This window comes from Candidatus Poribacteria bacterium, assembly GCA_026706025.1.
In the GTDB taxonomy this organism is placed as follows: domain Bacteria; phylum Poribacteria; class WGA-4E; order WGA-4E; family WGA-3G; genus WGA-3G.
In genome coordinates, this window is the sequence record JAPOZO010000007.1 from 24,421 (window position 1) to 38,109 (window position 13,689).

Sequence of the window (13,689 nt, forward strand, 5' to 3'; positions counted from 1 at the left end):
AAACGCTTGATATATTCAGCAAAAGATGCTAAACTAAATTTCAACTGACCAATTTGACTACTAAGGAGTTTTCCATGGATGTAACATACACACCGGCAATCGCCGAAGTTATCGAAAAGTTAGAAACGGGTAATCCGCTTCCAACACTGGTTCCACAGAAGGCGTGGAACACTGAATTGACGGATGCGCTGGAATCGGCATCGCTTGATGAACTTTTTCAGGGGGAATCTCTGAAAAATTCCACGTTTGGTGATGCCATCAAGAGCGGCCTGCTTTTGTGGAACGATGCACTGGATGAGTCGCATAATATTTCACAGGAACTCTCGAATCAGACGGGCAGCTACTGGCACGGCATTATGCACCGTCGTGAGCCGGACTACAGCAACGCCAAGTATTGGTTCGGCAGAGTCGGAACGCACCCAATTTTTCCCCAGCTCCGCGAACGGGCACTCGCGATATTGAATGAGGTGTCGAGTCCATCAGACGCGTTGACATATATTGCACAGACGATTGAAGCAGAAGAGAATTGGGATACCTCTCAGTTTATTGATTGGTGCCAAGCAGCCGAAAATGGGTCTGATGCTGATGTAACCCGTTTCTTGCAACAGGTACAGGCGGAAGAAATTAAGTTGTTACTGGCGTATTCCTATCGAAACGCTGTTTAAGGCACGCCAATTGGCCTGAAGGAGACTGAAATGCTTATCCGAAATGAAACCACCAGAGCGAACCAGTGGTATTGGCTTGTTATCGTTTTGATGGGATCGGTAGTGTTCAGTTCTTGTGTGAGTTCGACGCTTAACACGACCGGTTCTACTTCTTCAATGACGGATAACGAGGCATACGCCGAAATCAAAGCTATTGCTGGAAAACTTGAAAATAGCGGCGATCCGGCTGCTTATGAAGCCCTAATTGAGAAATCAAAGGTTTTTATTAAGGCGCACCCCAAATATAAGCGCGTGGATGAGATATACGCCCTTCTCGGAGCCAGTTTAGTCCAGATCAATCGTACCGACGAAGGAATTGAGATTCTTGAAGAACTCATTCGGTACTACCCAACTGCTGATTATGTTGAACCGAGTTTGTTGGTATTGGGATTGGCTTATGACAAAGTCGGTAAGCACGATAAGGCGGATCCGCTTTACGAAAAACTGGTAAATCATACAAAGTACCGTGGCCGTAAGTACGCCGAAACCGCACAGCAGCTCCTTGAACAGGATTGGGAGGCAAGAACAGGCGAATTCGCCAACGTCCCTGCAACGAACACAAGTCCAAGTCCGAACCAATTTATTAATAAACCTGCGTTAGATTTTCAGGTGACAGGTTTGAAGGGTGAACCGCTCTCACTGTCACAATATCGTGGACAGGTCGTGCTGCTCGATTTCTGGGCGACGTGGTGTCCGCCTTGCATCGCTGAGATGCCGAACGTTAAAAGGACTTACGCAAAGTACAAAAATCAGAAGTTTGAAATTATCGGTATCAGTTTAGATCAGTCAACAGCACCGCTTGAAGCATACATCGCGAGTGAAGGCCTCATGTGGCGGCAATATTGGGATAGCGGCAGCAGGATTAGCAGTATGTACAACGTTCGCGCAATTCCATCAACGTTTCTGATTGATGGTGCGGGCATTATCCGCCGAGTGAATCTCCGTGGCGGTGCGCTTGAGATGGCTGTGGCTGAACTCGTGCGCGAAAATCTGGATAATTAAATGCCAAAATTCGCTGGCAAGGTTCTCATCAAATGTTTCTATTAGGACTTACGCATTCCGCTTTAAAGTCCCCCTGATAAGGGGGATTTAGGGGGTTTAAAGGACGGAAATTCCAACTTTTGCGTAAGTCCTGTCTATAAACAAAAAAATTCAAACAGGTAGATTCAACAGAACTGAGGAGGTTTAAAATGTTCTCCCGAAATAAAATAGGTTCACAAGAAAAAGAAAACAGAAGCTTCCGTAGTGTTCTCATCGGTGTGTTCGCGAGCCTTGTACTGATCGGTTTTTGTGTTAACCTCGCTGGTGCCTATTCAGTGAAACCCGCTGACGAATATAAGGAAATTAAGGCGATCTATAAACGTCTCAGAGAGCAGCACAGATCTGAAGATTTAGAGAAATTAATTGAGAAATCCAGAGATTTTGTTGCAGCACATCCAGCGTACAACCGCGTGGACGAGGTTTATTATTTGCTTGGTAATGCTTTAGTTCAGTTAGAGCGTGTTGACGAAGGCATTAAAGTCTTTGAAGAACTTATTGAGGACCATCCAAACGCCCGTTACGTTCAAAATTGCCTGTTAGAATTGGGGTTGGTGTATGATCAACTCGGCGAGCACGACAAAGCAGACAATGCTTATCAGAAATTGGTAAACCACCCAAAATATGGGAAGCGATCACAAGCGAAACGTGCGAGGCAAATTCTCGAACAGGATAGAACTGAGCGAACGGGTGAATTATCGAAACCCTCCGGGGCGAATCCGTCACTCGGAATGAATCCGAGCGAGTGGATTGGCACACCGGCATTGGATTTTCAGGTGACAGATTTGAAGGGTGAAGCACTCTCCTTAGAACAATACCGTGGACAAGTTGTACTGCTCGACTTCTGGGCGACATGGTGCCCGCCTTGTATCGCAGAGATACCGAATGTTAAGAAGACTTATGAAACATACAAAGATCAGAAATTCCAAATCGTCGGTATCAGCCTCGACAGGTCGAGGGAACCACTTGAGGCATACATTGAGAAAGAAAACCTCACATGGCTACACTATTGGGACAACATCGGCAAGGTCAGCAATCTTTACAAGGTACAGACGATTCCATCGACCTTTTTGATTGACGGTGAAGGTGTTATCCGCAAAACAAACCTCCGAGGCTATCGGCTTGAGACTGCTGTCGCTGAATTAGTGAAAGAAAATCTCGCGAAACCTACCGATACTCCCACGAAAACACCTGAATCCGATTCGCGATTACAGTCGATACCTGCAACAAAGATTCTTAAACAGGAGACAACCCCTGAGAAAGAAGAATCGCAGAAACCTCTTAGAACAGATCCGAGTGAGTGGGTCGGTAAACCGGCACCAGATTTTCAGGTAACCGATCTGAACGGTGAAGCACTCTCTTTGAAAGACTATCGTGGACAGGTTGTACTTCTTGATTTTTGGGCGACATGGTGTGGACCCTGCATTGCCGAGATGCCAAAAGTTAAGAAGACTTATGAAACATACAAAGACCAGAAGTTTCAGATTATCGGTATCAGTTTGGATCGGTCAGAGGAACTACTTGCGGCTTATATTGAGAAAGAAGGACTTGTATGGGTTCACTATTGGGATGACAGCCGCGACGTAAGGAATTTGTATAAGGTGTGGGGAATTCCAACGGCATTTTTGATTGACGGTGAAGGAATTATCCGAAAGGCGAGCCTCGGCGGTTTTGATGTTGAGACGGCTGTTGCTGAATTGGTGGAAAAAAATCTTGCCCGACCCGCCGATCCCCCCGCAAGTCCAGCGTTCGACTCATCTGAAGGCACACAAAATATGGAGCCGAATGTCAGAGAAATCATCGATGCTGCTATCGCTGCGCACGGTGGACTTCAGAGACTACAAGCCGTGAAAAACATCGTGATAGAATCTCACAGCTTTGAACACTTTCCTGACGGGGATGTGCAGGATGAGGGGCGTTCTAAAGCCTACTTTTATCCTGACAAATTCCGTAGCGATTGGGATGTAGACGGGGACAGAGGTGGTTTAATCTTTGATGGTGATTCTTTATTTCGGTTAACGGATGGAGAGGCAAAACCTGTTCCTTCTCAGGAGGTAGTGTCTTATCTTATCTTCTTCAAAGATAGCCTTTTCCGAGAACCGATTTGGCTTTTACCAGCACTCGCAAAAGGCGATATTCCTGTTCAATACATCGGAGCAGAGGAAGTAAAGGGCATTTCGACATCCGTTCTCCGCGTTACGCAGCCTTCTGGAAAAAAGTTAAAAGTCTTCATTAGTAAAGAAACGCACTACATAGTCCAGTTTAGTTATGAAGTTGGGATAGGCGGAGGGGCGGAAAACGTGACAGCGTTCTTTGAGGATTATCGGGATGTGGATGGCGTTAAAGTCGCGCATCATCGTGCCACAAAGAACGGGGAATATCGGCAGATTTTGGTTACCGACATCGAATTGAACGCTGAAGTTGACGAGGCACTGTTTCGTCCAGCAGAATAAAACAACAGATGTAATGCTCCCTTTGTACTTTTTTGTAGCATAGGCTGTCAGCCTGTGGCAGTATAACACGCGACTTCACAGTTCGCGCTACCATACGAGTGTATAAGTAATTATGGCACAGGTCACCTTGAAAGATGTCACCAAAATTTACGATGGTGATGTCCTCGCAGTTGAACAGGCGGATTTCCAGATTCCAGATGAGTCATTTACCGTACTCGTCGGTCCGTCAGGATGCGGCAAATCGACGATGTTACGGATGATTGCCGGGTTGGAAGAGATTACCGAAGGCGACATCTATATCGATGATGAACGCATCAATGACACGCCGCCTAAAGATAGGGACATCGCTATGGTCTTCCAAAACTATGCGCTCTATCCACACATGACGGTGTATAAGAACATGGCGTTCGGGTTGAAACTTCGCAAATATCCGAAAGCGGAAATTGAACAGCGCGTCAACGAAGCGGCGGAAATTTTGAGCATTTCGCACCTCTTGAACCGCAAACCGAAGCATCTCTCCGGTGGTGAACGCCAACGCGTCGCTGTTGGTAGGGCAATCGTGCGACATCCGAAGGTGTTCCTATTCGATGAACCGTTGAGCAACCTTGACGCGAAGCTGCGTGTGCAAATGCGGATGGAGATCAGTCGGCTGCACGACCGACTCAACGCCACTATTGTCTACGTTACCCACGACCAAGTTGAAGCGATGACGATGGGGGACCAGATAGTCGTTCTCAATGAGGGGAAAATCCAACAGATTGCCGATCCCGGAACGCTTTACCACAAACCCGCGAACCAATTCGTCGGCGGCTTCATCGGTACACCACCGATGAATTTTATAGAGACGCAGATTGTGAGTAATGGCGGCACCCCGACACTCCGATTTGAGAGCTTTGAGGTGGAACTGAATAGCCAGCTCCAGTCGGCACTCATCAAACTTTCGGGAGACGCAGTAACGCTCGGTATCCGACCAGAGGATATTCACCTCGGTGAAAGTGAGAGGAACAGTGTTGATACACAAGTGGAACTGGTTGAGCCGCTCGGAAATCATGCACTTTTATATTTGCGGACCGAGAAAAACAACTTTGTTGCACAATCGGATCTTATCAATATGCCGCAACACAATACGCCGTTGACAGTTAACTTCAACATGAACAAGGCGCATCTGTTCCACCCAGAAACAGGTGATTCACTTTTTTAACTTTCCTTGCGGGTAAATGACGTAGGTTTAGACGTTAACGTGCCTTTCTCGAAATCCGCCCTCCATTACATTACGGGCTACGGTTTTAGTATACAAAAGAGAACCACTGAATTAAACTCACGTTAATTTAATTTACAGAGCCTGAATTTGTGCCCATGTTTCTGCCTCTATCGGAATACCTTCCCGTTCCCGTTTGCGTTGTTCCTTCCAACTGCGTTCCCCCGGCATCCGAATTGCGTCAACACCAGCAGCGCGTTTCGCTGATTTGAGATACGCTATAAAACGCTCTATCTCGGCACTGAACCCCGGAAACCCTCTAAAACTCGCAACGTTGATTGCAAGCACAAACAACCCATTACCGACGCGGGCATCCGCACCTTGGCTACACCCAGCACCTGTGAGTGTGCCTGCCAGAATATCAACAATTACGCTTAGACCAAATCCTTTGTGGGCAGCAATCCCGCCGAACGGTAATAAAGCAGCAGGTGGCGTGCTGTAGAAGTCGTCCGCATTTGTCGTTGACTCACCTTCTGCGTCAATCAACCAGCCGTGTGGAAGCACCTCGTCCTGATGCTGTCTAACCCGAATCTTCCCCGATGCAACAACACTCGTAGACATATCCAATACAATCGGATCTTGCCCTTCAATCGGCACAGCACACGCGATCGGATTGGTAGAGAGTCTGCCCTCAACGCCGCCGTGCGGTGCAACACACGTGCCACCGCCGTGGTCATTTGCCATCAGTAGTGCAATCATTTCCGCATCTACTGCAAGGCATGCATATCCACCCAATCGACCGACCTCATTACACCGTGAGACAGCAACGGAACTGATGTCCGTCTGTTTTGCCTTTGCAATCGCCAATTCAACAGCGCGCGTCGCAATCACGGGACCGAACCCCCAGTTCCCATCTAACACCGCAATCGACGCGGATTCGTGTAAGGTCTCTGTTAGAGCACCCGGTTGAATTAATCCTGCCTCCAGTTCGCGTACATATTTTGCGAGATGAATAACGCCGTGTGAATCGTGTCCGACGCGGTTGGCATCCACCATAGAACGGGTTACGATTTCCGCTTCCGCTTCAGATATATTTAATTTTTGGAAGACGTTGAGGCAAATAGCAGTGAGTTCTTCTGCTGTAAAGTTCGGCATCGCAGGCTCCTTGTATGAGGTCCCGCTATTTTACAAGTCTTCGTCGGTGTTGTCAAGCGGAAACAAAAAAAATTTGCCCGTTGTGAGATTTTCCGACGAAATCCGCATTCATGTCTTATGAAATCTTATGAAATCTTGTGAAATCTTGTGAAATCACAAAAACTCCTCATTTTTACTTTGAGGTTTATCTTATACTGCTTTCAATTGGAGGACTTCATTCATGTCAGGTGACCGATGAGCAAAGGCGAGATGCAAGACTTGTTCACAGGATCCTATCTGGAGACGAGACTGCTCTTGCAGAACTCAATGCGCTATACAAGCACCGTATCTGTGAATTTATCGCAAGTAAAATAGGCGACTGGCACTATGCGGAGGAGCTAACCCAGGACACGTTCCTCAAAGTGAAGCAACATCTACAAACGTTGAGGGAACCCGAGAAGGTTTTGAATTGGATGTTCCGCATTGCTGATCAACTGGTTGCCGGATGGCATAGAAAAAACCAGAAACGTATCCAGATGGAATCTTTTGCTGAGGTTTCCGGGACTGATATGGAAAGCGCAGCTGCCAACGCATACCAATTAGCGGAAACGGACGCGTTGAACGAGGGTCGATATATAAATCTCTTTGCGGCGATCGCGCAACTGCCTGAATTAGAGCAGAAGATATTTCGCCTGCAACTCCAAAACAAGAGTTATGAAGAGATTGCTGAAATATGCGAAGTCTCTATGTCCTCCGTGAGGAATCGGTTGTCTCGTGCAAAGCAAAAACTCAAAGCCTGGGCAGCAGCTTGGGAAGAAGCAAATGCTGAAGGCCGAGACTTGGATTTCTCAGAGTTTAACAAGGGGAAGGGTAAATAGCATTTACTTTTTCTGGAGTAGCACCGCTGGTTTGTTTGTGTAGAGTCGCTGTTATTAATTCGGTATTTCCCGTTCTGCCCTTGAAAGGCGTGCGAAGCGTGTGATAACACAAATGTCAAAATTTATTCTTGATATCAATTTCTAAACCTTATATAATTATTAGGAGAAGAGGATATGTTTTTACGCAAATACTGCGTACCAATCACGGTTTTTGTCGTGGCAATGTGTGTTGTCACATTTACAATAGCACAGAATCCAAATAGAGCAAAAGCGATAACAGATGCGCTCCGGGCTATGAATGAAGCCCAATCGGGTATCCAAGGAATTGAGAGCATCATTCAAGACCTTAAGAGAGAATTAGATGAGATAGAAGTAGATCTGAGTGCAGCGAAATCCGTTTTTACACCTTTCGCAGAACTTTGGGCAACCGCTACGAGCAATTTAGAAGACGCTGAAGATGAATTTAACGCTGCATTTGACGCTTACGAGGCAGCCGGTAATCGGGTAGATGCTACCGAGTCACACATAGCAGGCTTAGAGGCAGATCTCCAGTATTCCAGAGATATGCTTTTCAATTTGGATTCTGATAATCCGAGCTCTGGGAGTCAATCCGATTATTGGAGGCAGAAAATATCAGATTTGCAAGCCGATTTAGCGATGGCACGATCCGAGCTTGAATCCGCAAGAGCGGAGCGGAATCGCACCCGAAGTGCCATGAGAAGGGCCGCAAGACAATTACCGTACCTTCGAGATGAGGAAAGGCGAGCTGAGGAACTGGCCGACAAGGCTTACAAACAGGTCGGCAGGCTTGAGGGTGAGAAATCAGCCAAACTCGCTGAAATCGAAGCGAAAGAAGCAGAGAAGGCCATAGCGGAACAAAAGTATCGAGAGGCAGAAGCTAAATACCTCGAATTGAAAGCAGAGCAAGAAGGAGATGGATAAATGTTAAATCAGTGCCTATATCGAAAGCGTTATTTCATCCTTGCAGTCGTTGTGGTGATAATGACATGTTCCTCTGCACTTCTATACCTGTCAAAAATGCGGCAGACGCAGCACGCGCGGATGCCGAAAATGACGCATCAACCTCCTTTGACGCTGCGCGACCTTCAAAAAAACAACCTTCTCTTCAAAAACGACGCGCAATTAGCAGCAGCGTTACCCGAAGAAAAGGAGCAAGCGGCAACTGAATTTTTGGAAGCACTTGCTTTTTTACCAGACGATGATATTTTCACGCTCAAGGAAGAAAGGCAGCGCGCCTTAAAAATTCAGCAGCAAGAACGAGAAAGGCGGCGCGTAAAACTCGCCTTATACCAAAATCTCATCGCGAAATGGCAAGATGAAGAAACACGAGAAATAAAACAAGAGGCATGGCAAACGAAATTCGCAGTGGATCGAAAAAGGGCTGCAGCTTTTCTTCAGAAAGCAAAGGAATTCCTTGAGAGCCAAGCGATCTTTGATGAATACGGCGATGTCAGGGCAATAAACGTAAATGGCACTTTTGTTCCGATAGAAAGCCTTTATGAAAACGCTGAAATTGGTGGGCAATCCGAGGGCTTTTTTTCCTCACCAAGTTCTTCCGTAGAACCCGTCGAAAACTCAGACGTTGCCAATGACAATCCAAAAGACGTCTTTACGCAGCAACAGGAGGTTTCCGAAGACCCAGATATCACGGTAATCGAATCAGAAACATTCACACCCGGTATCTTCCGCGAAACGATCACCTTGCAGGTATCCATATGGTCGGCAGACATTGACGGGCAGTATCTAGATGTTATCCTGACACCGTACCTTACCGAGACGGAGTTTGAAGAATTCTTTCCAACTGAAGAATCACAGCAGATGCTTCAAGCACGTAAACAGCAAATGCAAGCCGACATCACCGAGCGTGTTGAAAGGTTTTTGGTAGAGGATACCCACGGAAACCGAGATCAGAAACTCTCTATTATTAGGGAGACACTTTCCCAAAACTGGGGTGAGGAGATTGCAAACAACGTTGTAAAAGACTTGCAATAGGCGAACACAAGTTGACAATGCTGAAGTACCAGTTCTTGGGAGAGTAACTTTTCTTCAACGGATGTTTCAAAAGCCGCCTCTGTGATTTACACACATGGCGGCTTTCTTTGTTGTTTGGATAGGACGTTAAAGTCAACTGATATTTCTCACAATTGCTCGGAAACCCATATAAAAAATAAGTGCAAATGAAACTTTTTACCCCTATGACCATTGACTTCGTGAAAACAAACGCACACATATTTTACATGAGTGAAAGTTTTCTAATTCCTCTAAACCTAATAACATCAATACGAAATACCTATAAAAAACCCATTTAATGGACGATTTCATATTCTATTTTGTTTTGAAAACAAGGTGCTTTTTTCATATAATGTAGGTCTATTAATGTAGGTCTATCAATGAGCATTTTTAGCATTTTCATAACCGCGTATTGAGAGAACGTTGATAGGTAGTGGCTTCTGAGTGCTTTTGAGAAATCCCAGTTTTGTTAATTTTTCGTCTTTAACTTGACAAAATCCAAAAATAGAGTAAACTCATGGAATTGAGGGTGATCAATTTTGTGTTACAAAATTGATTGTAGGGTAACTTTTATAAGTCGAAGCATTGGCTGCTATCATTGCAAGCAAAAGGATGGACTGCCAAGAACACAAAACGCTTTGATGGAAATTATCTGTTCCTTTTGCCCTTGAAAATCAATGTACAAAATTAGAAGCGATTGGAGATTTACTATGTTCATCATAAGAAATTGGTATTGGACACTCGCTATACTCGTTGTTCTCAGCATCGGGGGATTTCTGCTCTTAAGACCCTCCACACCAACGCCCGCGCTAGGACCGAGACATCCACCTCTGAAGACGGTGAGAGCCCCTATCAAATGACCCAAGGTGGACTGGATCAATTCATACAAACAACCGCACCCAGCATCAAGATACTCACTTCGGAAGATGGTCAAAGAGTCTATCAAATGACCCAGGGTGAACTGGATCAACTCATACAAACAGCCCGTGAGAAAGCTAAGGAAGCAGCTCAACTCCTCTTTGGAACAAAGACGGCAGAACTACTTGAAAAAAAAGAAACTTTACACACTGCAAAGGCTGCACGTGAACGGCGATTGTCTGAAATCTTCGATCGTGTTGCCGCACTCCCGAAACCCATCCGAGATCCGGTTCTGGAACTTTTACCAGGGCGATTTAGCACACCTGAAATTGAGGCTTATGTTCTTGCTGAAATTAACAGCCGCATCAAAGACTAAGAAAAAATGCGCTATGTTCCCTAAAATTCCAAAGCAAGTGGTATTCTACACCGCAATTTTCGGAAGGCAAATCAATATCGGGACTATACCTTTTTTGGCACTGATGAAGATGTGGATGCTCGGTGGGATTATTATAACGCTAAATATACTGATCCGCCAATCGGTCAGCAAAACTGATTAATAGTGGGCTGCTCACGGTAACTCTTCCTGAGTAATTCATTTCATATTCAAAAAGCGGGTTTCCATGGATCAAAAGTAATACAGAAACCCGCTTAACTCATAAGATGAGTATTAAAAATGCCAATACTTGGTTCCAAATTTGGTTACATTGATAAAAGTGGGCATTTTGTCATCCCTCCCCAGTTTGACCGTTGCTACGATTATACCGATGGATTAGCGACTGTGGAAATTGAAGGGAAATACGGATTTATTGACAAAAACGGACATTTTGCCATCCCGCCGCAATTTGAGTGGGCACTCGGATTTTCAGAAGGGATCGCCGCTGTTTTCATAAATGGAAAGTATGGTTACATTGACAAGTCCGCTACAACAGTAATACCTCCGACGTTTGAGGAGGTAAACGACTTTTCTGACGGACTTGCCTATGTACGAACCAACACACAAAAAGGTTATATTAACCACACGGGAGCATGGGAACTTATTCCACCGTCTTATTACGATTGCTGGGCTCCCTTTTGTGATGGGTTGGCTGTCGCGGGGGTCTGTCGAGAAGATGAGATGAACAGCCGCGGTTACACTGCTGATTGGGAATGCACAGGTGAAGGATATATTGATAAAACCGGGGCGATAGTCATCCCACCTCAATTTAGAGAGGTAGACGACTTCTCCGAAGGACTCGCTCATGTCGAAATAGAAACGGGTGAACACGTCTTCATTGATATGATGGGAGACGTAGCCGTGAAATTTGATTTTGATTATGCTTCCTATTACCCCTACTTTTCTGAAGGATTGATTAACGTAAAAATAGATGGAAAATATGGGTTTGCTGATAAAATGGGGCGTGTCGTCGTTGAGCCGCAGTTTAAAGAAGCTTATAGATTCTCTGAAGGCCTTGCAGCTGCTCGCGTTAAAGAACGGTGGGGATACATTGATAAAACGGGAGAGTGGATGATTGAACCCAAGTATCTGGAGGCGCATAACTTTTCAGATGGGTTGGCACTGGTACTGGAAGTGCTTAACTGAAGGAGCCGTCCATAGAGTAATCAGTCTCTTGAACCGATACCTCAAAAGTCTCCATTTTGATTTATACATCCGGAGGCTTTTTCTTCGGATGGACATTAAAACCGTTTTACTACGTCTCTTTTGCTTGCTCTAACAATTCTGCTAACCGCTCAGCAAAACGGAGTTGACTGTCGTCTTCTGGCGCATAACCTATCACTTTCCGGGCGTTGGCAATACTCCAGAACTTATGCGAATTATCGCTGATACCGTAGAATATCTGGAACGGAATACCGTTTTCGTCCTCTATGTTCTCTGTCTCAATGCTTTTGACGAAGAGTTGCACCTGATCTCGGACGCTCAAGTATGCACCGAGTCCGCGGCGCATCGCCTTCAAATCGTCCGCTGAGGAATTCGCCATATCTGTCTCCCGTGGTCCTCCGATCCGTAATTGGACGTTCTGAAGTTTCTTACCGTCAACATGTCCAGTCGCAAAGACAAAGCCGAGATGTTCGTAAGCCTCTTTTGCCCAGCCGTAGAAGTTATCGGAGAGTGGACGCATCTCTGGTGTTACCACGTCCCACTTATCTGCCCAGATGAGCCGTTCATAGTAGTCAGCGGCGTGATTAGAACTGCAGACAACGACGCGTCGGACATCGGTTTCAACACAGGTTTGATAGAGATTGTATGCCATCTGAACGTTGGCGAGTTCGTTTTCAAAATTGCCACCTTTGAAGGCACAATGGACGACTGCGTCAACGCCTTCAAAATGGTGTCTGTATGCATCTCTGACCGGGTCAGTGAGTTCAGCGATTTGGATCCCTTCGACCTCTTCGCCCTGCCGATTGGTGGTTCTCACGTCTAAGAGTATGAGTTCATAACGTTCACGAAACTCTGGGAGCATCCGTCCGGCAACATAGCCTGAGGCTCCGGTGATAAGAACTTTTCTACGGTTTGGCATTTTCAAGTGTCTCCATCTGTTGTTCTTTTGGAGGTGTTATCAGGAAGTTGATATTTGTGATGTGATTTTTTGTTGTTGCTCGTTCAGTTTTTCTCTTACTTCATCTTCTAAACGAGAAAATAGTAAATCTGACTCAGGAACCGTAATTGCATCGTTGTACAGACCATGGTAGCTAACTGTAGCGTCCCGAAAGCCCTGCTTGGGTTTATTTAAAAAGCGGACGAGTAACTGAAAAAGAAGTTTTCCGCGGAGTTGAAGATGATATGTGCTCCTGACCTCCCTAACCCTTTCATGGTTTGAAGGCAGGAACTCCAAATCAGGTGCCAGAGTAGTCTTTTCAGGTGGAACAACCCGATTTAAATGATATGCCACATCCACATGTTCCTCATCTCGAATAGATTCAAAGGTTTTTTCTCGTGGGTTCTTCTCTAAATATTCTTCCACTTTATGGGCAAACCACATGCTAATTGCGTCTAAGATTTGATCGTATTCTGCCTCATTTCCTATTCGATCCCTTAACTTGACGTATGAATACAAATCGTTCTCAATGCTATAACCTTCTGTCCAAATAATGTCGTCATATTGATCTGGAATGCCCCTGAACAACCACATATCACGGTCAGCAATAAAAGCGACAGGGACATGCCTGAAGTCCCCCGCATTTTCATATTCAGCAAGTTCCTCATAAAGATGAAGTAGAGTATCTTTGGAACCGGCACTGAAAAAACCGACATCAAATCTTCCTAAACGCTTCACTAATGTTCCATAGATGATTTCATCATCTTGACCTTCAACAACAATGTTTGGCTTGTTAGAAAGACGCAGAGCATCAACTAAATTCTCTAAAGTAGGATCGGGCAATGACATTCAGATATCTCT

General features: G+C 45.5%; 12 protein-coding genes. 9 read left to right on the top strand and 3 right to left on the bottom strand.

Going from position 1 to position 13,689, the window contains the following annotated elements:
- The first annotated feature begins 74 nt into the window (after positions 1-74).
- From OXH00_01430 to ugpC, 4 genes are all read left to right on the top strand, one after another.
- Positions 75-665, top strand: coding sequence for a hypothetical protein (locus tag OXH00_01430; GenBank protein ID MCY3739660.1), 591 nt, complete (start codon positions 75-77; stop codon positions 663-665).
- Positions 666-695: 30 nt separating this feature from the next.
- Positions 696-1,706, top strand: coding sequence for a redoxin domain-containing protein (locus OXH00_01435; protein ID MCY3739661.1), 1,011 nt, complete (start codon positions 696-698; stop codon positions 1,704-1,706).
- A 188-nt stretch (positions 1,707-1,894) separates the two neighbouring features.
- Positions 1,895-4,195, top strand: a complete 2,301-nt coding sequence (locus OXH00_01440; protein ID MCY3739662.1) for a redoxin domain-containing protein — start codon at positions 1,895-1,897, stop codon at positions 4,193-4,195.
- A 112-nt stretch (positions 4,196-4,307) separates the two neighbouring features.
- Positions 4,308-5,396, top strand: a complete 1,089-nt coding sequence (ugpC, locus tag OXH00_01445; GenBank protein MCY3739663.1) for a sn-glycerol-3-phosphate ABC transporter ATP-binding protein UgpC — start codon at positions 4,308-4,310, stop codon at positions 5,394-5,396.
- Positions 5,397-5,528: 132 nt separating this feature from the next.
- Here the strand turns inward: ugpC and OXH00_01450 are convergent, their stop codons facing one another.
- Positions 5,529-6,548 carry an Ldh family oxidoreductase gene (locus tag OXH00_01450; protein MCY3739664.1) on the bottom strand — a complete coding sequence of 340 codons (1,020 nt, stop codon included), beginning with the start codon at positions 6,546-6,548 and terminating at the stop codon, positions 5,529-5,531.
- 227 nt (positions 6,549-6,775) lie between these two features.
- On the opposite strand from OXH00_01450, the gene OXH00_01455 reads away from it, so the two are divergent.
- The 5 genes from OXH00_01455 (at position 6,776) to OXH00_01475 (ending at position 11,873) form a co-directional block, all read left to right on the top strand.
- Positions 6,776-7,405 carry an RNA polymerase sigma factor gene (locus OXH00_01455; GenBank protein MCY3739665.1) on the top strand — a complete coding sequence of 210 codons (630 nt, stop codon included), beginning with the start codon at positions 6,776-6,778 and terminating at the stop codon, positions 7,403-7,405.
- Positions 7,406-7,579: 174 nt separating this feature from the next.
- Complete coding sequence (locus tag OXH00_01460; GenBank protein MCY3739666.1) at positions 7,580-8,347, top strand: hypothetical protein; 768 nt, start codon at positions 7,580-7,582, stop codon at positions 8,345-8,347.
- Complete coding sequence (locus OXH00_01465) at positions 8,348-9,418, top strand: hypothetical protein (protein ID MCY3739667.1); 1,071 nt, start codon at positions 8,348-8,350, stop codon at positions 9,416-9,418.
- A gap of 874 nt (positions 9,419-10,292) precedes the next feature.
- Positions 10,293-10,670: a hypothetical protein gene (locus tag OXH00_01470; protein ID MCY3739668.1), complete on the top strand. Its 378-nt coding sequence runs from the start codon at positions 10,293-10,295 to the stop codon at positions 10,668-10,670.
- A 297-nt stretch (positions 10,671-10,967) separates the two neighbouring features.
- Positions 10,968-11,873 (top strand): WG repeat-containing protein, encoded by a 906-nt coding sequence (locus tag OXH00_01475; GenBank protein MCY3739669.1) that lies wholly within the window; start codon positions 10,968-10,970, stop codon positions 11,871-11,873.
- A gap of 109 nt (positions 11,874-11,982) precedes the next feature.
- On the opposite strand, the gene OXH00_01480 is transcribed toward OXH00_01475, so the two are convergent.
- Positions 11,983-12,810 (bottom strand): NAD(P)-dependent oxidoreductase, encoded by an 828-nt coding sequence (locus OXH00_01480; GenBank protein MCY3739670.1) that lies wholly within the window; start codon positions 12,808-12,810, stop codon positions 11,983-11,985.
- A 39-nt stretch (positions 12,811-12,849) separates the two neighbouring features.
- Positions 12,850-13,677, bottom strand: coding sequence for a DUF4435 domain-containing protein (locus tag OXH00_01485; protein MCY3739671.1), 828 nt, complete (start codon positions 13,675-13,677; stop codon positions 12,850-12,852).
- Between the last annotated feature and the right edge of the window lie 12 nt (positions 13,678-13,689).

What these genes read in the sequence shown, in the direction of transcription:
- OXH00_01470 (MCY3739668.1), top strand. Translation starts at nt 10,293, where the DNA reads ATGACCCAAGGTGGACTGGATCAATTCATACAAACAACCGCACCCAGC.
- OXH00_01460 (MCY3739666.1), top strand. Translation starts at nt 7,580, where the DNA reads ATGTTTTTACGCAAATACTGCGTACCAATCACGGTTTTTGTCGTGGCA.
- OXH00_01450 (MCY3739664.1), bottom strand. Translation starts at nt 6,548, where the DNA reads ATGCCGAACTTTACAGCAGAAGAACTCACTGCTATTTGCCTCAACGTC.
- OXH00_01435 (MCY3739661.1), top strand. Translation starts at nt 696, where the DNA reads ATGCTTATCCGAAATGAAACCACCAGAGCGAACCAGTGGTATTGGCTT.
- OXH00_01465 (MCY3739667.1), top strand. Translation starts at nt 8,348, where the DNA reads ATGTTAAATCAGTGCCTATATCGAAAGCGTTATTTCATCCTTGCAGTC.
- OXH00_01430 (MCY3739660.1), top strand. Translation starts at nt 75, where the DNA reads ATGGATGTAACATACACACCGGCAATCGCCGAAGTTATCGAAAAGTTA.
- OXH00_01475 (MCY3739669.1), top strand. Translation starts at nt 10,968, where the DNA reads ATGCCAATACTTGGTTCCAAATTTGGTTACATTGATAAAAGTGGGCAT.
- OXH00_01485 (MCY3739671.1), bottom strand. Translation starts at nt 13,677, where the DNA reads ATGTCATTGCCCGATCCTACTTTAGAGAATTTAGTTGATGCTCTGCGT.
- ugpC (MCY3739663.1), top strand. Translation starts at nt 4,308, where the DNA reads ATGGCACAGGTCACCTTGAAAGATGTCACCAAAATTTACGATGGTGAT.
- OXH00_01480 (MCY3739670.1), bottom strand. Translation starts at nt 12,810, where the DNA reads ATGCCAAACCGTAGAAAAGTTCTTATCACCGGAGCCTCAGGCTATGTT.
- OXH00_01440 (MCY3739662.1), top strand. Translation starts at nt 1,895, where the DNA reads ATGTTCTCCCGAAATAAAATAGGTTCACAAGAAAAAGAAAACAGAAGC.